This window comes from Novosphingobium anseongense (assembly GCF_037482895.1).
Taxonomy (GTDB): Bacteria; Pseudomonadota; Alphaproteobacteria; order Sphingomonadales; family Sphingomonadaceae; genus Novosphingobium; species Novosphingobium anseongense.
This window is the reverse complement of the sequence record NZ_JBBHJZ010000005.1, coordinates 148,684-168,877: the sequence shown is the minus strand read 5'-3', so window position 1 is coordinate 168,877 and position 20,194 is coordinate 148,684. Positions and strand designations below refer to the sequence as shown.

Here is a 20,194-nt window from a genome sequence, read left to right as displayed (position 1 = left end):
CTGCTGTGGGGAGGCAGGTCCTTTTTCGGGTATTAGCGGCTGTAGGCGACGCGGGCCGCCGCCGGAGCCATCGCCGTGCGCGCTTCGATCTGCGAGCGAACGTCGGCGATCACCGCGGTGCGGCATTCCTGGGCCTTGGCTTCGAGCGAGAGATGCACGCTGGCGAAGCGTTCGCCGCAAACGGCGCGCGCGGCCTGATCGACGCGGATCGCGAGGCGCTGCTGGCCATCGGCGGTCGAAAGATCGAGGCCCTTGAGAGTGAGGGTGGCCGAATCCTGGGCGAAGGGGTTTTCGGTGGTGTTCGCGGACGCCGAGGTCGCGAAAGCAAGAGCGGCGAATGCCGCAAGACCAATCTTCATCGTCATCTCCTGTGCGTAGAACAAGCGCCGCTCTTCGGCGATTGATGCCTACATAAAGCCAGGAGATGAAACTTACAATACAGAAGTCGAAATTGTTCTTTTATTACTTGGGTTGTCTCCGGTTATTACTTCACTCTTATGGTGAGGGCCGCCAGATCGGTGACGTGGCCCAGCAAGCCAATGGGCAAATCGGCTTCCGCCGGGGCTTCTGCCACCGAAACCGTGATGGTTCGGGCGTAAGGAGCGGACCAAGCGCGCACTGCGGCTACGGGTACGCGGACGCGCCAGCGGTTGCTGCCTTCGACCGCAACCGGACGACCGTTGATCCGCACCGGGGCGCCCGAGTCGCCGCGGTAGCCCGAGACGAGCAGGCAGCTTTCGGTGCCGCACGAGACGAGCCGCGTGCTCGGCTCGCTGGCCGCCATCGCGGGCGAGGCGAGGGCCGCGGCGAGCATGGCGCCGATCGGCAGAAGTCGGGAAAGGTCAGTCCAGGGCAATGCCTGCCTCCTCAAAGAAAAGCCTCACGGGCTCCAGAATTTCGGCGTGCTGCTTCCAGCGCGCGACCGAATCGGCGTAGATCGGCCGACGGACCTGCGCGGCGCTCGGCGTCGAGACGGGCGCGGCATTGGCGTGGAAGCTCAGGCAGTCGTCGGACCAGTCGAGATCGCAATGGGCGAGCAGGCGGCTCGTCTGGCCTTCCTGGTCGGCGACGAGATCCTCGTAGCGTAGCTCGAGCACGCGGCCGGGCAGGGTCTCGCGCCAATGCGCCATCAGTCGATCGAAGCGGACGTAATAGGCGGCGATGTCGAGCAGGTCGTAGCTGTAGTCGTAGTAGCGCGAGCTGACCGCGAAGAGGTTGCGGAAGTTGCTGAGCACCGTGTCCATCGGGTGGCGGCGCAGGCAGACCAGCTTGGCCGAGGGCAGGGCCTTGGCGATGAAGCCCGCGTAGAAGAAGTTGCCGGGAAACTTGTCGGTGAAGCGCAGGCCGGGATCGCGGCGATGGTGGCTCGCGCGCTGGAGGAAGTCGCGACCGATTGCGTCCATGTCCGCCTGCGCGGCGGCGGCGACGGTTTCGGGATCGAGCACCACCGGCGTGCGCGTGCCCGCAGCCTTCTTGACCGCGAGCGGCATCGCCTGCAGTTCGCCGGCGCTTTCGACAAGGGGGTGCGACGAGAGGATGCGGTCGACCAGCGTCGTGCCCGTGCGCGGCATGCCGATGACGAAGATCGGGGCCTCGGCGGCGGTTCCCGGCGTGGCCGAGGCGAGCGCGCCGGCCGCTTCGACGGCATCGAACACGACCGCGTCGCGTTCGAAGGTGTAGGGCAGGGCGCGGCGGTGCTCGCCATTCGCCGCGCAGAGCGTGTCGAGCGCTTCGGCCGGGCGGCCCACGTCTTCGAGCTCCTTGGCCAGCGCATAGCCCAGCAGCAGGCGGCCTTGGCCGTCGCGCGTTCTGTCGCGCACGCGGCCCAGCCGCTCGACGTGGTTGCGCTCCGGCGTCTGCTTGCGCAGGCCGGCGAGCAGGTGATGCGCGCGGGCGTTGCCGGGATCGCGCTTCAGCAAGTCTTCGAGCGCAGCGTCGGCTTCGTCGGTGCGCCCGAGGAAGTTCAGGGTCACCGCCTGGTTGTAACGATACTCGGTGTTGTCGGGTTCGATCCGCACGGCTTCGACGAAGTGAGGCAGCGCGGCGGCGTGATCGCCGAGACGCGCGTAGACGCAGCCCATCGTGTCGCGGCTCAGCGCGTCGATGGGCGGCGCTTGCTCGGCATCGCGCAACAGGGCGGCGGCTTCGCCGTCCTGACGGACCAGGGTGAACAGCTTGGCAAGCTGGGCGCGGTATTCGCCCTGCGGGTCGAGCGCCACGGCATCGGCGATGTGCTTGATGCCCTGGCGGATGCGGCCGGCGCTTGATTCGACGATGCCGAGGAGGAAATGCCCCTCCGCATCCTTGGCGTCTTCCGCGATCAGGGTCGTGGCGAAGCGGTGCGTCGCGCCCAGATCGCCGCGCATCAGCGCGCTGCGTGCGGCCTCGATCCGGGCAGAGCGCATGCCTGTCATGCCGCGGCCGCCGGTTCGCTGTGGTCATTGGCGGCCTTGCGCGCCTTGTAGCGATCGATCAGCGGCTGGAAGGGGAACACGGTCTGCTCCCAGATCGACAGGCGCTTGCGGTCGTCCTGGCCGACCAGTGCGCTTTCGCCCTCGCGATAGGTGCCGAACAGGCGATCGAGCAGGATCAGCGAGTTGCCGTAATTGCAGCGCGTGGCTTCGTAGTCGGTCGAATGGTGCAGGCTGTGGTGGCGGATTGTCGTGAAGAAGAACGCATACCAGGCGGGCGGATCGGAGCGCACGTTGGCGTGGGCGAAGGTCGAGATCACGCTCATCGTGCCGAAGGCGGCGAAGAGCGCGGTCTTGTCGAGGTCGAACAGCGCCAGCACGCTCAGGCTGATCAGGAACAGCTCGATCGGGTTGCCGACCGCGCCCTTGGCGGCGTTGAGCTGGGTGATGTGGTGATGCGGCGCGTGAGTCAGCCAGAACGGCGTCCAGTTGTGCATCAGCCGGTGCATCCAGTATTGGCCGAATTCGAACACCACCAAGGCCAGCGCGACCTGGACCAGCCAGGGCAGGGCTGCGGCCCATGCGGTGGTGATGCCGAGCGAAGCCTTGAGCGCGCCGAGCGTATCGCCGGTCGCCGTGTCGCTGAGCCAGGCGATGACCGTCCCGCTGAGCACGACGTAGAACAGGTCGGTGAAGAACTCCTGCCGGTTCATGCGCCAGCCGGCGTGGCGTTCGTGCACCTGCTCGAGCAGCAGCACGATGACCATGATCATCGGGCCCATCAGGATGATGGTGGCTGGATGATCGAGCAGGCCCTTCGGGCCGAAAGCCCAGAAGCACAGCATCAGCGCAATCATCGCCGGAGGGAGCAGATTGAAGACCTTGTCCTTCATGACGGCCCTATTCTTCCGCCGTCGCGCCGAAAGGCGTCGGTCGGCGAGGCGGGGTTCCGGCGATGGCATGGGTGCGGGCGGAGACGCCCTGCAGGATCAGCCGGAGCACTTTCGCGCCGGCTCGGGCGACGATCCCGCGCTTGCTCGCGCGTTGACCCGTTGCGTCCCGATTCCCTTGCATGCCACAGCTCCATTTCGAGCTGTCACACTGCGCTGCAGTGCGTCATGAGGGCAGGCGCTATTTGGCGATGAAAGCCATAGTCTGGGTCTATGACCTATGCTGGGCCCGGATCCGCCGGAGGACTTCGTCCCAGAACAGCTGCGTTGCCGTGTCGCGCGCCGTTTCGGACCGGGCGAGCAGGAAGATGTCGTAGGATGGTTCGAAATCGGCGTGGAGGATCGGCCAGAGCCGGCCCTTCGCCACTTCGCTCTCGGCGGCGAGGATCGGCAGGAAGCCGATGCCGATGCCGTTGACGATCAGGCGGCGCGCCTCGTTGATGTCCTCGGCCAGGCCGCTGATCTTGGTGCCAAGCCGATAGCGCCGGCGCAGATGGGTGATCAGCTCGATCTCGTCATCGCCGGTGAGGACGAAGTCCTGGTCCTTGAGTTCGCCCAGTCGGCTGACGCGGTAACCGAAGTAGGGGCTGCTGCGCGAGCAGTAGAGTTGCTGCCGTTCGACGAGCAGCGGTTCGTACATCAGGCTGCCGCGCACGCTGCTGTCATAGCCGACGCCGATCTCGACCTCGCCCTGTTCGAGCGCATCGAGTACCTGGCGCCAGGGCGAGACACGAATCTCGACATGGATCGCCGGATTGCGGCGATGGAAGCTCGCGATCGCCTCGTCGAACTCGGTCGAGACCAACCCCGACACGATCTGCATGCGGACGATGCCTTCGACGCGCTTCGTCGCCTGGGCGATCTGGTGCGGCATCATCCGCGCCGATTCGAGCATGTCCTCGCACAGCGCCATCATTGCCTTGCCGGCCGCGGTCATCTCGACGCCCGTGGCGTGACGATGGAGCAGCGTCGCTCCGACGTGCTCCTCGAGCCGCTTGAGCGCGGCGCTGATGCTCGGCTGTTGGCGATTGAGCTGCCGCGCCGCCGCGCCGATCCCGCCCGCCCGGACGATGTCGACGAAGGTGCGCATCAGGTTCCAGTCGACCCGGCTCGCAAACTTCTTGTCAATCAGCGGGCCGCGATCGCTCATGTGTCGTGGTTCCTTGGTCGGCCCGATGCGGCGTCGCGGCTAGATCGGCCAAGTCATAGATCAAATCAATGCAAATCATCTTGCTGTCGCATCTACCCCTATGACTCGGCCCGCCTAAGGGTGTAGCGCATGACCCCGCGCCCCGTGCTTCCCCTGGTAGACGTCACTTTGCTGGCCAGCGATCGCCTCGAAGACAGGCTCGCGGTTGCCGCTGCGCTCGATCAGGCCTGCGCGCAGACGGGGTTTCTCTATATCCGGGGCGCGCAGCTCGACGCCGCGCTGTTCCGCCGGCTCCTCGTTCGGGCGGAAGCCTATTTTTCGCTCGATCAGGCTACCAAGATGCGCAGCTACATCGGCGGCTCGGAAAACCATAGCGGCTACGTGCCCGTGGGCGAGGAGCAGTTCGGCGTCGGTACCAGCGACCTCAAGGAAGCTTACGACGTCAACTTCGACTATCTACCTGCAACCGGCCGCCGGCCGCTGCTGGGGCCGAACATCTGGCCCGACATGCCCGGTTTCCGCGAGGACGTGCAGGCTTACTACGACCACGTCACGGGGATCGGACGGCAGTTGTTCCGCGGCTTTGCGCTCGCGCTCGGCCTGGCCGAGAACCATTTCGATGCGTATCTGCAGAACCCGCCGAGCCAGCTTCGCCTGATACACTACCCCTTCGATGCGAGCGCCGAGGATCGCCCGGGCATCGGCGCGCACACCGATTACGAATGCTTCACCCTGCTCTTCGCGACCGCTCCCGGTCTGCAGATCGTCGACAAGAACGGCGACTGGGTCGACGTGCCGTTGATCGAGGACACGATGATCATGAACATCGGCGACATGATGGAGATCCTCTCCAACGGTCGCTACGTTGCGACGCGGCACAGGGTGAAGAAAGTCCCGGAGGAGCGCTATTCCTTCGCTCTGTTCCACGCCTGCGACTATGACTACGTCGTCGCCCCGGCAGTGCGCGGCGAAGTGCCGCGCTATGCGCCGCTCAAGGGCGGCGAGCACCTGTTCAACCAGACGGCGCAGACCTTCGCCTATCTCAAGCGCAAGGTGGCGCGCGGCGAGCTCGTATTGGCCGATGCCGTGCCGCTCGATTCCTTCGGACAACGGGACATGGCGAGAGCATGAAGCTCGCGGACCTGCTCAGAGTTCTACCGCCGATGGGCATCGAGGGGCCGGCCTTTCCAAGCCGGCTGCTCGGTGCGTTCCGGCGCAAGAGCATTACCTTCTGCACTGGCGTGACCGACGATACGACGGTCGTCTACTGGTTTCAGTCGCGGACCTTCACGATCGATCTGCGCCTGCCCGACGCCGCGGCGACCCCGGTGCTCGCGCGTCAGGGCTGGGTCGGGGATACGCTGTGGGACGGCGACAGCCAGGAACTCTCCTGGTCGGTCGCGACCGGATATCAGTTGCACAACCAGTGGCCCGAACCTGCGCGCTTTCATCACATCGGCAATAGTGTCCTCGAGTTCGCGCCCTCGGGAGCCTATGTCGAGGACTGGCGCCAGCAATGCTCGACCGGTCCGCTCCTCGGGCTGCGGCTGCTGGGCATGATCGACAGGAAGACCGGGGAGGAACTGCCGATGGACGGCGGGCTGATCCTGGCCGGCGAGCATCTGGCCTATGCCCAGTCCCGATCTCCGTCTGTCCACCAGGCCTTGCGAAACGCCGCCGATCTCGATCGCGCGCTCGCCGAGGGGCTCGTCACGTCGCGCGAGATCGAGAGCTACGAGGTTTCGGTGGCGATGGGCGGCCGGATCGTCTCGCACAGCACGCAGGTGCAGAAAGTGGGAGAAGAGATCGCGGTCGGCGACTTCGAGCTGCAGCCCGACGGGTCCGTCGTCATGTCGCGGATCGTCGATGGCGACCTGCGAAGTCTGCGTTTCGCGGTCGACCTCCATCTGCCCGAGTTCGCCTTCGAGCGGCAGACGAGCGGAACGCCCGACGCGCTGCGATGGATGGAAGCGGAAAAGGGTCATCTTGCCCGACATACTGCGATCGCGCTGTGAACCGCTTCGTGGTCTTGATGGCCTTCAGCGCGGTTGATCGACGGTCCGGCCAAGGCCTATGGCGCTTGCCATGAACACCGTCTCTCGCGCGACATCGCGCTTCGCCCATCTCCTCATCCTGCCTTTCCTCATGGCGCCGCTACCCGTTTTCGCGGCGGTGCCGCCCGTTGGCGCAGCGACGGTCGACATCATCCCGCTGCCGCTCAATCCGGTGCTGCCCGCCGGACAGCGCCTGTGCACGGCCAAGACCGCGTCGGGGTTGGGCTATACGATGCTGCGTCCGGCCATGGGCGCCAAGCCGGTGGAAGCCGACTTCGCGCTGGTCAATTACATCGGCTACCTCGCCGCGACCGGGGTGGTGTTCGATCAGGGCACGCAGGCGGCCTTTCCGGTCAACGGCGTGATCCCCGGTTTCTCGCAAGGGCTGCAGATGCTGGCCAAGACCGGCATTGCGCGGTTCTGCATCCCCGCGGCAATGGGCTACGGTGCTCAGGTCTCGGGGCCGATCCCGGCGAATTCGGATCTGGTCTTCCAGGTCGAACTGGTCGATTTCAAGACCGCTGCGGAAATCGACGCGATGCGCAAGGCCAGCGGGGCCGAAACCACGCCCGGCAGGCAACAGGAGTAAGGGAAGCGATGTCGTTCACCGTCAACGTCAACGGCGAGGATCGCCGTGTCGATCTGCCCGGCGCCATGCCGCTGCTCTGGGTCCTGCGCGACGAGCTCGGCTTGCTGGGCACCAAGTTCGGTTGCGGCATCGCGCAATGCGGGGCCTGCACGGTGCATGTCGACGGCGCCGCGGTGCGTTCGTGCAGTCTGCCGCTCGATGCCGTCGGTGAGGGCAAGGTCACCACGATCGAGGCGATCGGCAAATCGCCGGTCGGCGCCGCGTTGCAGCAAGCCTGGATCGAACACGACGTGCCGCAGTGCGGCTATTGCCAGTCGGGCCAGATCATGACCGCCTGTGCCGCGCTGACGGACAATCCCAAGCTTGGCCGCACCGGTGCGGTCGAGGCGCTCAACGGCAACATCTGCCGTTGCGGCTGCTACAACCGGATTGGCGACGCCGTGGCTGCCGTCGCGCAGAAATTGCAGGGAGGCGCCCGTGCCAAGGCCTGACGCGACGATCGACCGCCGCTCGTTTCTTCGCGTCGGTGCGCTGGCCGGTGGCGGCCTGGCACTGAACCTCGGCTTTGCCGCCGATCTCTTTGCCGCCGACCTTGCCAAAGGGTCGCCGGCGAGCGCCGGCATGCTCAACGCCTTCGTCTCGATCGCGCCCGACGGGCTGATCACGATCGTCTCGAAGAACCCCGAGATCGGCCAGGGGATCAGCACCTCGCTGCCGATGATCATCGCCGAGGAGCTCGACGCCGATTGGGATCGCGTGGTTATCACCCGCGCCCAGGCTAACCAGGCGCTCTACGGCCCGCAGTTTGCGGGCGGATCGCTGTCGACGCCGACCAACTGGCTGCCGATGCGTCGCGCCGGTGCCACCGCGCGCGACCTGTTGGTCCGCGCCGCCGCGGCGGAATGGAGCGTGCCCGCGACCGAACTGACCACGGCCAAGGGTGTGATCAGCCACGCGACCTCGGGCCGATCGACGACCTATGGCGCGGTCGCTTCGGCCGCCGCGAAACTGACACCGCTGCCGGCCGAGCAGATCAAGCTCAAGGACCCCGCGCGCTTCGGGATCATCGGGAAGCCGCTGCGCCAGGTGGCGACCCCGGGTATCGTCCGCGGCGAGCCGATGTTCGGCCTCGATACGCGCCTGCCGGGCATGCTCTACGCGGTCTATGCGCGGAGCCCGGTCATCGGCGCGAAGCTCAAGCGCGCCGAGCTCGATGCGGTCAAGGCCAAGCCCGGCGTGCGCCACGCCTTCCCGGTCCAGGGCAACGGCAGTCCGACGGAGCTCGTCGATGGCGTCGCGATCCTGGCGACGCACTGGTGGCTGGCGCGCGATGCCAGCGACGCGCTCGTAGCCGAGTGGGACGAGGCGATCGGCGAGGGTCATTCGAGCAAGACCTATGCCGAGAAGGCCGCGCCTTTGCTCAAGGCCCCGCCGGTAAAGGTCGTCCGGCAGGACGGCGACCTGGCGGCGGCGCGCGGCAGCGCGGCCAGGCGGGTCCAGGCCGAATACCACTATCCGTTTCTCCATCACATGCCGATGGAGCCGCAGAACTGCACCGCGCTCTACGAGAACGGCAAGTTCACGCTCTGGGCGCCGACCCAGGCGCCGCAGAACGGCATCGACGGCATCGTCAAGGCGCTCGGCGTCGCCGAGAGCGACATCACCGTGAACATCACACGCATCGGCGGCGGCTTCGGCCGGCGGTTGATCAACGACACGATGGTCCAGGCCGCGGCGATCGCGAAAGGCGTGCCCGGAACGCCGGTCCAGCTCATCGTCACGCGCGAAGACGATACGATGCACGGCTTCTATCGCCCCGGCGGCTGGCACGCCTACGAGGCGCTGCTCGACGGCAAGGGCAAGGTGACCGGCTTCGCCAATCACCTGGTCGGCTTCGGCACGGGCGGCAAGCCGGTCCGCTCGGGCGAGATAAACGCGCAGGAGTTCCCCGCGGGCCTCGTCGACAACCTGCTGATCGGGCAGACCAACATCGAGACGATGATTCCGACCGGACCGATGCGCGCGCCGTTTTCGAACGGCATCTGCTTCGCCAGCCAGTCGTTCCTCGACGAAGTGGCGCTAGCCGGCGGTCGCGACCTGCCGTCCCTGCTGCTTGAACTGCTCGGGGAACCGCGGCTGCTGGCCTCGGCGCGACCCGGACAGCGCGGCCTCGACACCGGCCGCGCGCGCGGCGTGATCGAAAAGGTGCTGGCGACCTCAGGCTGGAAGCAGCGCCCGAAAAGCCGCGGCAAGACCGGGTTCGGCTTCGCCTTCTACTTCTGTCACCAGGGCTATTCGGCGCAGGTTGTCGAGGTGCGCGTCGACAAGGGCCAGATCTCGGTCCCGCGCGTCTGGACCGCGACCGATGTCGGCAGCCACATCATCAACACGTCGGGCGCGCAGCACCAGGTGCGCGGATCGGTGATCGACGGCATCGGCCAGGCCCTGGGCCAGGCGATGACTTTCGAGAACGGCAAGGCGGTCGAGACCAATTTCGACGCGATCCCGATGGCGCGGCATGAGATCACACCAGGCCAGATCGTGGTGGATTTCGTCATCAGCGACAATCCGCCGACAGGGCTGGGCGAGCCGGCGCTGCCGCCGGTGATCCCGGCGCTGACCAACGCGATCTTCGCGGCGACGGGGCAGCGTATCCGCTCGCTGCCGATCCGGCTCGGCGAGACCGCGACTTAGCTCGAGTTCGGCCGGGACGCGTCCGACAGCGACGGCGCGTGTCCCGGTCGAAATCGGTTGGCTCAGATCTGCTTCGAAAGCGTCAGGCGCCAGTTGCGCGGATTGCCGGGTGTGACCCTGTCGATCCCGCCGGTGTCGGGCCAGTAGCGCTTGTCGAACAGGTTCGCGACGGTGAGTTGCAGTCCCCAACCGTCATGCTTGTACGACAGGCCAGCGTCGACCAGCGTATAGCCGGGCAGCCAGAGCAGGACTGAACCGTCGGGCCGGGTCGAATAGATGTCGCCGTTGCGCTTGGAGTTGTAACTGACGCCGAGGTTGGCGCCGAGCCCGGCGAGCGGCCCCGATTGCACCTCGTATTGCGCGAAGGCGCCGATGTTGTGCTTGGGCACGTTCGACAGCGGAGCGCCGACCGTGAAGAAATTGTCCTTCGTCACCTTGGCATCGACATAGGTATAGGCGAGGCTCAGGTCGAAGCCGGGGCGCGGCTGCCAGCGCAGCTCCGCCTCGATCCCGCGCGAGCGCTGTTCGCCGGTGACGACCACGAAATCGAGGTAGACCGGATCGGCCGTCGTCACGTTCTGGCGAATCAGCTGATAGACCGCGAGGCTGCCGCTGAGGCTCAGGCCTTCGGGCGCGAACTTGAGGCCGGCCTCGATGTTCTTGCCGCGCTCTGGAACGACGGGGCCGCCGATGGGATTGCCTGCGCTGTCGAAGCCGGCGACCTGCTGGCTGTAGAGCTGCGGCAGGAACGACTTCGACCAGCTGGCATAGGCGTTCACTCCCGAGACGAGCTTCATGGTGGCGCCGACCCGCGGGCTGAAGGCGTCGTCCTTCTGACCCGAGGAATCTGCCCAGTCGTAGCGCCCGCCGAGCGTCAGGGTGAACAGGTCGCCGAACTTGAGGTGGTCCTGAATGTAGACGCCGGTCTGGTGGCTCTTGCTGGCGCCCGGACTGCCGCTGACCTGGGAGGTGTCGTAGGGAAGGTTGTAGTTCGGATTGACCAGGCTCAGCGGAAAACGCGTGGCATCGAAATCGCCGCCACTGAAATAGGTCTGGCGGTTCTGGCGATAGTCGAGGCCGGCGAGCCACTCGTGTTCGATGCCGCCGGTCTTGAACCTGCCCTTCAGCCGGTTGTCTACCGCGAGGTCCTTGTCGGTCGCGTTGTAGGGACCGTAATAGTAGCGGCCGATCGTGGCGGTCGGCACCTCGTTGAAGTCGGCGTCGTAGGACGGTTGGCCGCTGGCATCGAGGAAGCCCGCGGCGAACATCCAGCGGTCCCAGAATTCCTTGCGCCGCGTATAGCGCAGGGTCTGCGAGAAGCTCAGCGCATCGCTGAAGCGGTGGTCGAAGACATAGCCGATCTGCACGCGATCGCGGTTGTTGACCACGCGCAGGTCACCGGCGTTGTTGATCGAGAAGTCCTCGGGGATCGCGATGACCCCGGGCAGGACGGTGCCGTAGGACGGTACCGGAGAGATAGGGCTGTCGTGGTCGCGCTGATAGCGGCCGAGCACGGTGAGCGTGGTATCGGGCCCGGGGCGCCAAGTGATCGCGGGCGCGGCGAAAATGCGGTTGATCGCCGAATTGCGCACGAAGCTGTCGGCATCGCGGTATGTCAGGTTGATGCGCGCGAGCAGAGTGCCGCTGGCGTTCAGCGGCGCGTTCGCATCGATCGTGCCTTCGACGAGATTCCACGATCCGGTCGAGGCTGTGACCTTGACGAAGGCCTCGTCGCGCGGACGCTTGCTGACCAGGTTGATCAGACCGCCGAGCGGTGCCTGGCCGAACAGCATCGACGAGGGGCCCTTGAGCACTTCGATTTGCTCGACCGCCGACAGCTCCTGGTTGAAGCCGACGCCGGCCTCGTTGACCAGGCCGTCGAGGTAGACGCTGCCATAGGCTGCGTCGAAGCCGCGGATCGTAGAGGCGTCGTAGAAGCCGTAGGTCGTCGAGCGTGACACGCCGGCGACGGTGCGCAACGCCTCGGACAGGCGGGTGACGCCGCGCGCCTCGATGTCCGACGCCGATACGACCGAGATCGCCTGTGGCGTCTCGATTAGCGGAATGTCGGCCTTGCCGGCGACGACTGCCTCGCGCAGCTGGGCGGCCGTGACGACGATGTCCGATCGCGGCGCTGTCTCGTTCTCACCGGTGGTGTCGTCGGCCAGAGCGGGCGATGCCCAGATCGTCGCAAGTGCCAAGGCCGCGATGCTCGTCGCGCGCCGATTGAATGTCGTCATGTCGCCCTCCTCTGAACGGCGGGCGAGGTAACGCTAATGCGAATCCTTATCAAGATTATTTGTAACCGAACGTTGCTCGGCTAGACTGTGATCGGGCCGGCGATGAGCTCGAGGGATATAGCCATTTAGGTATATTGGACGTGCCGATATTGTATTGGCGTGATGCCGAGAAACGGAAGACGCTGGCGGACCCACGTTTCCTCCGCATTCGGACCCCCAGCCATGACCATCGTCGAGAAGAAGTCCTTCTGCCGTATCTGCGGATCGGGGTGCGGTATCGTCGTCACGCTCGACGGCGAGCAGGCGCTCAAGGTCCGCGCTGACGAGGAGCACCCGGTCTCGCGCGGATATACCTGCCCCAAGGGACGGGCCATCGCGACCGACCACCACCGCGACGAGCGCCTCGAACGCCCGATGATCCGGGTCGACGGCGAACTGGTCGCGACCACATGGGACCACCTGCTCGACGATCTCGCCCCCAAGCTCAAGCGCATCATTGCCACGACCGGCCCGGTCGGCGTTGGCACCTTCATCGGCGGCGGCGGCTTCCTAGACGCCAGCGGCTTCTACAGCCTGCTGGCCTTCGGCAAGACGATCGGCACGCCGTCATCCTACAGCGACATGACGATCGATTCGGTGTCGAAGGCGCTGGCGGGCGAGCTGTTCGCGGGGATTTCCGGCCTGGAACCGCGCGCGGACCTTTCGAAGACCAAGATGGTGATCTTCATCGGCACCAACCCGGTTATTTCGCACACCCGCACGATCCAGATGCACGCGCCGACCGCGGCGATGCGTGATATGCGCGCGCACGGCGCCGAGCTGTGGACGATCGATCCGCGCAAGTGCGAGACGGCGATGCGCTCGGACGGCTTCATCCAGCCGCGTCCGGGCCTCGACTATGCGGTGCTGGGTTATGCCATCCGCGAACTGCTGATCGACGGCGCTGACCGCGACTACATTGCCGATCACGCGCAGGGCGCCGACAAGCTGGCCGCGGCGGTCGATCGCTTCACGCTTGACTACACCAGCAAGGTCGCCGGTGTGGAGGCGGAGACGCTGCAAGCCTTCGTTGCGGCAATCCGCAAGGCCGGACGGCTCTCGATCGAGACTGGCACCGGCGTCACCATGCAGCGCGCCGGCAACGTCACCGGTTGGCTTGCCCTGGCTCTGATGGCGGTGACGGGCTCGCTCGATCGCGAGGGCGGTTCCTGGGTCAATCCCGGGCGTATCATGCGCAAGGACAAGGCCGACTTCCCCGCCGCGCCCGAGGACGGCTGGAACCGACCCGGTCCGAAGAGCCGGCCCGAGCTGCGCGGAACCCACGGCGACTTCCCCTGCGCCGCGATCCCCGACGAGATCGCCGCGGGCAACCTGCGCGCGATGATGGTCTGGGGCGGCAACCTCGAAGTCTGCCTGCCCGAGACCGCGCGCTCCTATGCCGCGCTCCAGGACCTCGAAGTCCTGGGGGTGTTCGACGTCCGCGGCAACCGCACGGTCGACATCGCCACCCATGTCATGCCAACCAAGGGCCAGCTCGAACGCGCGGACATGAGCTTCGTTACCGATACCTCGTTCCCTTTGCTGGTCACGCAATATACCCCCGCGCTGATCGCGCCGCTGGGCGATCGCAAGGCTTTCTGGTGGATTCTGGGCGAGCTCGGCAAGCGGATGGAGATCGACTTCTTCCCCGGCTTCGACCACGCGGCGGGCACCGACGACAGCTTCCTCGCCTATGTCCTCGGCCTGTTTGGTCACGATTTCGCGGAGCTTAAGGAAAAGCGCCTGCTCGTCGAGGAGCCGGTGATCGGCTGGGTGCAGAAGTTCGTCGACGAGAAGCTGGGCGGCTGGCGCCTCGCACCGCGGTTGCTGGCCGAGCAACTCGCCGGCCTGGAAACGCGCGAGAGCGCGCACGATGCCGACAAGCTGATTCTGATCCCGCGCCGCCAGAAGTATCACGAGAATTCGAAGCTGATCGACCTGCGCGATCCGCCGCAGGTGATGATGAATTCGGTTGACGCGGTGAAGCGCGGCTTTGCCGAAGGCGCGCTGATCCGCGTCAGCACGGTCAGCGGCAAGGTCGAGCGGCCGCTGAAGATCGACGACACCTTGCGGCCCGGGGTCATCAACATCCCGCACGGCTGGTCCGACGAAATGAACGTCAACAACCTCACCAGCACCACGCGCGAAGTCGATCCGATCACCGGCATGCTGCTGTTCTCGGGGCTGGAGGTTTCGGTCGAGGCGGCCTGAGGCTAGCCCGCCGGGAAAAGGATCGGCGCGTCCTCGGGCTGCCAGGGCTGCAGGCGGAGCATGATCGCGGCGAACAGCTCCGAGGCGAGATGCCGTGCGAGCCAGGCCTGCAGGTGCGGCAGCGGCTGCGCGTCGAACCAGGCCCGGTCAGTCTCGGCGAACTGTCGCACGAAAGGAAAGATCGCCGCGTCGGTCAGCCCGCGAAGGTCGCCGCAGAGGTTGGTCTGTAAGGCGAGCCGGGCTTCGAGTCCGCGCAGCAGTTCAAGCGCGGCCGCCCGGTGCTCCCCCGGCTGCGAGCCGTGGCGCTCGGGATACTTGTAGCGATCGAGGTGGTGCTTGAACGGCCCGTCGTTCATCTCGATCAGGTTGCGATCCTCGCGGTCCAGCCAGCCCTCGGGATCGCGTTGCGCGAGCGCCCAGGCCATGATCTCGCGGCTTTCCTCGACCACGCCGCCCCCGGGCAGCACCAGCACCGGCACCGTCGCCTTGGGTGAGGCCGCGATCAGTTCGGCGGGCTTTTGCGAAAGTTTGACCTCGCGGATCTCGCAGGTCGTGGCGCTCACCAGCAGGGCGAGCCGGGCGCGCATGGCATAAGGGCAGCGCCGGAAGCTGTAGAGGATCGGGTCAATCATCGCCATGTTCGGGCGGCTTGGCGGGCAGCTTGGCGCCGACGTGCGCCGTTCCGCGCCGCTGGGCGAGGCGTTCCTGGCGGTCGCGCTCGGCATAACCGGCGCGCTGGTCGTCGCTGCGTTCGGCATGGCAGGCCGGGCAACTCACCCCAGGCTCGTAGAGCGGATCCATGCGCTCGGCCGCGCTCACTGGTCGGCGGCAGGCATGGCAGAGGTCGTGGGTGCCGGGCGCAAGCCCATGGGTGACGGCAACCCTCTGATCGAACACGAAGCATTCGCCATTCCACAAGCTCTGCTCGGCGGGAACGCTTTCGAGATATTTGAGAATGCCACCGTGCAGGTGGTAGACCTCGTCGAGCCCCTCGGCCTTGAGGAAAGCGGTCGACTTCTCGCAGCGGATGCCGCCCGTGCAGAACATTGCCACCTTGGGCGGCATGCCCTGGCCGAGCAGCCGCTCGCGTTCCGCACGGAACCAGGTCGGGAAGTCGCGGAAGGTCGCGGTCTGCGGATTGATCGCGCCGGCGAAGGTGCCGATCGCTACCTCGTAATCGTTGCGTGTGTCGATGACGATCGTCGCAGGATCACTGATCAGCTCGTTCCAGTCCTGCGGCGAGACGTAATGCCCCGCGCCCGTGAGCGGATCGATCGCGGGTTCGCCCATGGTCACGATCTCGCGCTTCACGCGTACCTTCATGCGGTGGAAGGGCAGAGCCTCGGCGCGCGAATACTTGACCTCGAGCTCGGCGAAGCCGGGCAGGCCGCGGCAATGGGTGACCACGTGCGCGATCGCCTCGTCCGACCCTGCGATGGTGCCGTTGATGCCCTCTCGCGCCAGGATCAGCGTGCCCTTCACGCCCTGCGCGCAACAGAGCTGCGCGAGGTCCCGCTGCACCGCTTCGCAATCGCCCAGCCGCGCGAACTTGTAGAGCGCCGCGACGCAGATCGGGGGAAGGTCGGTCTTGGCCACGAATTCGGATCCAGCGAGTCAGGGATGGGCGATCCGGCCCCCCTAATCGACTTGGGCGCCCGACAACAGCATTGAGCACCAGGTCTTTCGGCCGTCCGTGGAACCCTGCAGCCGCCCGATGTGATTTCCCGGACGGCTGCCGCTTGACCCGCCTGCGCCGTACCCTTAGGTGACGCCACTTGGTCGGGCCCTTAGCTCAGTCGGTAGAGCAACTGACTTTTAATCAGTAGGTCGCTGGTTCGAACCCAGCAGGGCTCACCATGACTTCACGATACTGCCGTGATCCTCGATTTCGAAGGCTAGAACTCGGCAGCGACCGTGAACTGGATCGTGCGCGGAGATAGCGGGCGGAAAAGGCCGTCGGTGGTGACCTGCGGCGAGATGAAGCTCAGTGCGTCCCGGTCGAAGACGTTATCGATGTTGAGGCGCGCGCGCAGGTTCTTGACCGGCCCGATCCCGATGCCGTCGCCGAGGTCCACGTAGGCGTTCCATACCGTGTAGGCCGGCACGCTGAAGGTGTTGGTGAAGTTGGCGAAGCGCTTCGAGATGCGGCGGCCCGAAAAGTTGGCGACGAGCCAGGGCGCCGGTTCTACCGTCACGCCGCCGGCGACGATCCACTTGGCGCTGTCGGGAATGGTCTTGCCAGCGATGGCCGCCACGCCTGGAATGTCGTCCTGGAAGGTGGCGTGGTTGTAGGTGACGTTGGCATTGAAATAGGCGAGGCCATTGAGCAAGCGCGGTTTCCAGGTGCCGGTGAACTCGGCGCCATAGGCTTCGACCGAGCCCACGTTGCGGAAGAAGGTCTCGGTCACGTTGGTCGTGCCCGGCAGGATCCCGGCGATCGACTGGATGCGGTTGCGGAATTTCGTATAGTAGGCCGCTAGCACCGCATAGAACTCGGCCTGGTTGGTGCGCAGGCCGATCTCGAAGTTCTGGGACTTCTCGGGCGCAGGCTGCGGCACGAGCGCAGCCGAGGAATTGAGCGCGACCGCGTAGATGTCGTCCATGCCCTTGGGCAGCGCGTAGTTCTCCGCATAGGAGGCGAAAATCTGGCTGCGGCCGTCGAGCCTGTAGAGCAGGCCGGCCGAGGGGAGGAAGAAGTCCTGATAGGCGGCGGTGTTGAGCTGCGGTCCCCAGCCGGGCAGGTTCACGCCGTTGACCGTGCGTGCATAGTCGTTGAAGTCGCGATAGCCGCGCTGGCGGTAGTCGAGCTTGAGGCCCTTGATGCCGAGGTCGATCACCAGCCGGTCGTCGGCCAGAGTGATCGTGTCCTTGAGGAACAACTGCAGCGCCTCGCGCTTCGAGCGATAGTCGCGGCGCAGATAGACGATCTCGGTCGGGATCACCGCGCCGTCGGGCGCGCCGTTCTGGTTGTTCAGGCGCAGCTGCGTGCGGTGGTACTGGTCGATCTCGCCCCAGAGCCCGGCCTCGAGCCGGTGCACGCCCGCGGTCCAGTTCAGCCGGGAGACGATGCCGTAGCGGTCGCCGCCGACGCCCGATAGCCCGTATTGCAGCCCGCGCGGTGCGGTTACGCGCAGCCCGACTGAAGCCTGGCGCTGATAGATCGGCAGACTGTTTCCATAGGAATCGGGCGAGACGCCGTAACCGTCCTTGTCCTCCCAGTAGACCGTCGTCTCGGCATAGGCCTTGTCGCTGAGCGCGACGTGGAGCGTTCCACCGTAGAGCTGGTCGTTGCGGATGTTGATGGCATTGCCGAAGTAATAGGTGTGGCGCGGATCCGAATAGCGCACCGTCGGCGCCGTCGCGAGCGGCGGATAGTCGGGCACGAAGCCGATATAGCCGCGGTTCCGCCCGGTCTTGCCGCCGGCATCGGGCGTGGCCGAAAGATAGTCGGTGCGCGAGAGCGTGGGGGAATCATAGTCGAAGAAGTCGTTGGACACGAATTTCAGTCGCAGCCAGCTATCACCACCGAGATCGGCCTTGAGCTGGGCTTCCCAATGCTTGCGGTCGATCGTGCCGGCGCCCCGCCACAGGTCGCTCTTGAGCCGCGTGAAACTGACATAGCCCTTGAACGGCCCCACGCGGCCGCTGCTCAACCGTACGAAAGTCCTCCGCAGGTCGTTCTCGCCAAAGGTCTGCGAAACGAAAGCGCCGAGGTCGTTCTGCGGTTCGATCGAGCGGTATTGGACGATCGGACCGAGCGAGGAATACGACGGGAGACCGACGTCGCCGGCGCCGGTCGAGGCTTCCACCACGCCGAGGTTCTCGTTGTCGACATAGCGGAACACCGGGCTTCCCCCGAATGGATCGCTGCGCCCGGTCGGTATGCCATCGACGAGGAAGCCGATTTGGTCGAGGTTGAAGGCGCGAACCTGGACGCTGTTGCCGAATTCATAAAGGCCGAGGCTACCCTCGGTCTGGACGTTGAAGCCGGGCAGGCTTTCGAGCATCTTCAGCCCAGAGATACCCGATGGCGCGGAAAGCAGCGCCTCACGCGTGATCGCGACCGTGTTGGTCACTTTCTCCTCGCCAATCGCTTCCGACGATTGCGAGACGCGGCGGCCGCTGACGATGATGTCATGTGCGGACGAAGGCGCTTCGTCCTCGGCGGCGTCCCGGGCCGCCGCGGGCATTGCCAGCAAGGCGGAGGCGAGCAGCGCAGCGCGCAGCGGCGCGCGATTTCGTGAAGTCATGTGATTTCCCCCTGTTCGATCGATTTACGGCGCGGTGTGGGCAGTGGCCGCTTGCGCGGCGCGAAGCACGCGCAGGAAATTGCCACCCCAGATCGCGGCGATCTGCCGCTCGTCGTAGCCGCGGCGCACGAGTTCGCGGGTGACGTTGGGGGCATCGGCCTCGCTGTCGAAGCCGATCACGCCTGAGCCGTGGTTGAAGTCGGTGCCCACGCCGACGTGCTGCCAGCCGATCCGCCTGGCGATATGGTCGATGTGATCGACATATTCGCCGAGCGTGCCGCGCGACTGGGCCTGCTTGACCGCGTCGTTGAAGGCCTTGCGCTTCGCTTCGTGCAGGGTGTCGATCCCGTCGAGCGGCGCTTTGCTCTCGGCAGTAAGGCCATATTCGTGGCGCACGGCGGCAACCTTGGCCAAGCTCGCGGCATCCTGCTGATGCAGGTAGCTGGCGAAAGGCGGAACCTGGATCACGCCGCCATTGGCCTTGATCGCGTCGAGCTCGGCATCGGACAGGTTGCGTGTGTTGTCGATCAGCGCGCGTGCGGCGGAATGAGTGGCGGCCACGGGTGCGCGTGTGAGCTGCAGTGTCTGGGCCAGCGCAGGGCCCGAAAGCTGCGAAACGTCGATCAGCACGCCAAGGTCGTTGAGCTTGGCAACGGCCGTACGGCCCAATGGCGAGAGACCGCCGTTGACCGAGGCCGGTTCCTTGCCGGGACGCGAGGAATCCGAGAACGCGTTGTGCCCGGCGTGGTTGAACGCGAAGACGCGTACGCCCTCTCGGTAGAGGCGGTCGATCTGCGACAGATCGGCGCCGATCGCGCGCGCGTTCTGGAAGGCGATGATCACGGCCAGACGGTTTTCGCGGTGCAGGCGTTCCACGGCATCGGCAGTGAGCGCCAGCCCGACGCGCTGCGGATTTTCGGCGATGAAGGCCTTGATCAGGCCGAGCTTGCGGTCGGCCTCCTGGCGTGCGGCAGCAATGCCGGCGGCATCGCGCGGGCCGGGGCCGACCGCCACTGCAAGGACGACGGCGTCGAGACCGCCTTGCGCGATCTGCGCGAGGCTCACCTGCTGCGACGGTGTCTTGCCTGCCGCGTCGGGCAGGAGGACGTCGGCATGGCTGTCTAGCTCGAGCACGCGGCGGTGGATTGCGTCGGTATCGACCGGCGTTTCAGCGCCAGCAGCCGAAGCGAGGAGCAATGTCGCAAGCAAATAGGTTGGGCGAAGACGGGACATGATCACTCCGGGCTGTGACGATGTCCGATGATAAAAGCTGTTGCAGCGATATGGGGTTGAAACGCCAAATGAGACGATTGAAAATCGTCATAGGACGGGACTTCTCATGGGCCTGTCATGACCGATAAGTTGGTTCGACTATTGGAATCATCTTTCATGTCTCATCCGGATACCTTGCATTTCGGTGCCTTGGGTCGTCGCGAACTGTTCCGGATGGCTGCCGCCACCGCGGCCGCATCGGCAGCGCTGGCGGACCAGGACCACGTCCGCCGCATGCGCGACATCGTTGTCTCCGAACGGCGGCGGCTGGCATTGCGATCGGCCGGGCTTTCGCACCGTTGAACGACTGGATCCGCATCACGATCGGCACGCC

At 65.8% G+C, this 20,194-nt stretch carries 17 protein-coding genes and 1 tRNA gene; 8 read left to right on the top strand and 10 right to left on the bottom strand.

Annotated features, from left to right (window positions below; genetic code table 11):
• Positions 1-32: 32 nt before the first annotated feature.
• From WG901_RS20435 to WG901_RS20415, 5 genes are all read right to left on the bottom strand, one after another.
• Positions 33-359, bottom strand: coding sequence for a UrcA family protein (locus WG901_RS20435; protein ID WP_339588973.1), 327 nt, complete (start codon positions 357-359; stop codon positions 33-35).
• Positions 360-484: 125 nt separating this feature from the next.
• Positions 485-856, bottom strand: coding sequence for a hypothetical protein (locus tag WG901_RS20430; RefSeq protein WP_339588972.1), 372 nt, complete (start codon positions 854-856; stop codon positions 485-487).
• Positions 843-2,414: a tetratricopeptide repeat-containing sulfotransferase family protein gene (locus WG901_RS20425; RefSeq protein ID WP_339588971.1), complete on the bottom strand. Its 1,572-nt coding sequence runs from the start codon at positions 2,412-2,414 to the stop codon at positions 843-845. Before WG901_RS20425 ends, WG901_RS20430 begins: the two co-directional genes overlap by 14 nt.
• Positions 2,411-3,304, bottom strand: coding sequence for a sterol desaturase family protein (locus WG901_RS20420; protein WP_339588970.1), 894 nt, complete (start codon positions 3,302-3,304; stop codon positions 2,411-2,413). Before WG901_RS20420 ends, WG901_RS20425 begins: the two co-directional genes overlap by 4 nt.
• Positions 3,305-3,572: 268 nt before the next feature.
• Complete coding sequence (locus tag WG901_RS20415) at positions 3,573-4,511, bottom strand: LysR family transcriptional regulator (protein WP_339588969.1); 939 nt, start codon at positions 4,509-4,511, stop codon at positions 3,573-3,575.
• 129 nt (positions 4,512-4,640) lie between these two features.
• Between WG901_RS20415 and WG901_RS20410 the strand changes: the two genes are divergently transcribed.
• The 5 genes from WG901_RS20410 to WG901_RS20390 all read left to right on the top strand — a co-directional run bounded on the left by WG901_RS20410 (position 4,641) and on the right by WG901_RS20390 (position 9,848).
• Positions 4,641-5,642: an isopenicillin N synthase family dioxygenase gene (locus tag WG901_RS20410; protein WP_339588968.1), complete on the top strand. Its 1,002-nt coding sequence runs from the start codon at positions 4,641-4,643 to the stop codon at positions 5,640-5,642.
• The gene (locus tag WG901_RS20405; protein WP_339588967.1) at positions 5,639-6,526 is read left to right on the top strand and encodes a hypothetical protein; all 888 of its coding nucleotides are present in this window, start codon (positions 5,639-5,641) and stop codon (positions 6,524-6,526) included. Before WG901_RS20410 ends, WG901_RS20405 begins: the two co-directional genes overlap by 4 nt.
• A 70-nt stretch (positions 6,527-6,596) precedes the next feature.
• Positions 6,597-7,154, top strand: a complete 558-nt coding sequence (locus WG901_RS20400) for an FKBP-type peptidyl-prolyl cis-trans isomerase (protein ID WP_339588966.1) — start codon at positions 6,597-6,599, stop codon at positions 7,152-7,154.
• An 8-nt stretch (positions 7,155-7,162) separates the two neighbouring features.
• Positions 7,163-7,645: a (2Fe-2S)-binding protein gene (locus WG901_RS20395; RefSeq protein ID WP_339588965.1), complete on the top strand. Its 483-nt coding sequence runs from the start codon at positions 7,163-7,165 to the stop codon at positions 7,643-7,645.
• Entirely contained in the window at positions 7,632-9,848 is a 2,217-nt protein-coding gene (locus WG901_RS20390; protein ID WP_339588964.1) for a xanthine dehydrogenase family protein molybdopterin-binding subunit, read from the top strand. Before WG901_RS20395 ends, WG901_RS20390 begins: the two co-directional genes overlap by 14 nt.
• A gap of 62 nt (positions 9,849-9,910) precedes the next feature.
• On the opposite strand, the gene WG901_RS20385 is transcribed toward WG901_RS20390, so the two are convergent.
• Positions 9,911-12,088, bottom strand: a complete 2,178-nt coding sequence (locus tag WG901_RS20385) for a TonB-dependent siderophore receptor (protein ID WP_339588963.1) — start codon at positions 12,086-12,088, stop codon at positions 9,911-9,913.
• A 222-nt stretch (positions 12,089-12,310) separates the two neighbouring features.
• On the opposite strand from WG901_RS20385, the gene WG901_RS20380 reads away from it, so the two are divergent.
• Entirely contained in the window at positions 12,311-14,338 is a 2,028-nt protein-coding gene (locus WG901_RS20380; RefSeq protein WP_339588962.1) for a molybdopterin-containing oxidoreductase family protein, read from the top strand.
• A 2-nt stretch (positions 14,339-14,340) separates the two neighbouring features.
• On the opposite strand, the gene WG901_RS20375 is transcribed toward WG901_RS20380, so the two are convergent.
• The gene (locus WG901_RS20375) at positions 14,341-14,970 is read right to left on the bottom strand and encodes a glutathione S-transferase (protein ID WP_417603849.1); all 630 of its coding nucleotides are present in this window, start codon (positions 14,968-14,970) and stop codon (positions 14,341-14,343) included.
• Positions 14,963-15,934, bottom strand: a complete 972-nt coding sequence (gene trhO / locus WG901_RS20370) for an oxygen-dependent tRNA uridine(34) hydroxylase TrhO (protein WP_339588960.1) — start codon at positions 15,932-15,934, stop codon at positions 14,963-14,965. The genes WG901_RS20375 and trhO overlap by 8 nt, the downstream gene beginning before the upstream one ends.
• Before the next feature lie 185 nt (positions 15,935-16,119).
• Between trhO and WG901_RS20365 the strand changes: the two genes are divergently transcribed.
• A tRNA-Lys gene (locus tag WG901_RS20365) sits at positions 16,120-16,195 on the top strand.
• A gap of 38 nt (positions 16,196-16,233) precedes the next feature.
• Here WG901_RS20365 and WG901_RS20360 read toward each other — a convergent pair.
• Together WG901_RS20360 and WG901_RS20355 are read right to left on the bottom strand one after the other, a co-directional pair.
• Positions 16,234-18,588: a TonB-dependent receptor gene (locus tag WG901_RS20360; RefSeq protein ID WP_339588959.1), complete on the bottom strand. Its 2,355-nt coding sequence runs from the start codon at positions 18,586-18,588 to the stop codon at positions 16,234-16,236.
• A gap of 24 nt (positions 18,589-18,612) precedes the next feature.
• On the bottom strand, positions 18,613-19,821 hold the full coding sequence (locus WG901_RS20355; RefSeq protein ID WP_339588958.1) for a dipeptidase: 1,209 nt from the start codon (positions 19,819-19,821) through the stop codon (positions 18,613-18,615).
• A gap of 117 nt (positions 19,822-19,938) precedes the next feature.
• Between WG901_RS20355 and WG901_RS20350 the strand changes: the two genes are divergently transcribed.
• Positions 19,939-20,163 (top strand): hypothetical protein, encoded by a 225-nt coding sequence (locus tag WG901_RS20350; RefSeq protein WP_339588957.1) that lies wholly within the window; start codon positions 19,939-19,941, stop codon positions 20,161-20,163.
• Positions 20,164-20,194: the final 31 nt, after the last annotated feature.

Coding starts and splice junctions, on each gene's coding strand:
- WG901_RS20410 (WP_339588968.1), top strand. CDS start 4,641: ATGACCCCGCGCCCCGTGCTTCCCCTGGTAGACGTCACTTTGCTGGCC.
- WG901_RS20405 (WP_339588967.1), top strand. CDS start 5,639: ATGAAGCTCGCGGACCTGCTCAGAGTTCTACCGCCGATGGGCATCGAG.
- WG901_RS20415 (WP_339588969.1), bottom strand. CDS start 4,511: ATGAGCGATCGCGGCCCGCTGATTGACAAGAAGTTTGCGAGCCGGGTC.
- WG901_RS20395 (WP_339588965.1), top strand. CDS start 7,163: ATGTCGTTCACCGTCAACGTCAACGGCGAGGATCGCCGTGTCGATCTG.
- WG901_RS20420 (WP_339588970.1), bottom strand. CDS start 3,304: ATGAAGGACAAGGTCTTCAATCTGCTCCCTCCGGCGATGATTGCGCTG.
- WG901_RS20400 (WP_339588966.1), top strand. CDS start 6,597: ATGAACACCGTCTCTCGCGCGACATCGCGCTTCGCCCATCTCCTCATC.
- WG901_RS20385 (WP_339588963.1), bottom strand. CDS start 12,088: ATGACGACATTCAATCGGCGCGCGACGAGCATCGCGGCCTTGGCACTT.
- WG901_RS20380 (WP_339588962.1), top strand. CDS start 12,311: ATGACCATCGTCGAGAAGAAGTCCTTCTGCCGTATCTGCGGATCGGGG.
- WG901_RS20350 (WP_339588957.1), top strand. CDS start 19,939: ATGACCGATAAGTTGGTTCGACTATTGGAATCATCTTTCATGTCTCAT.
- WG901_RS20375 (WP_417603849.1), bottom strand. CDS start 14,970: ATGATTGACCCGATCCTCTACAGCTTCCGGCGCTGCCCTTATGCCATG.
- WG901_RS20355 (WP_339588958.1), bottom strand. CDS start 19,821: ATGTCCCGTCTTCGCCCAACCTATTTGCTTGCGACATTGCTCCTCGCT.
- WG901_RS20425 (WP_339588971.1), bottom strand. CDS start 2,414: ATGACAGGCATGCGCTCTGCCCGGATCGAGGCCGCACGCAGCGCGCTG.
- WG901_RS20360 (WP_339588959.1), bottom strand. CDS start 18,588: ATGACTTCACGAAATCGCGCGCCGCTGCGCGCTGCGCTGCTCGCCTCC.
- WG901_RS20435 (WP_339588973.1), bottom strand. CDS start 359: ATGAAGATTGGTCTTGCGGCATTCGCCGCTCTTGCTTTCGCGACCTCG.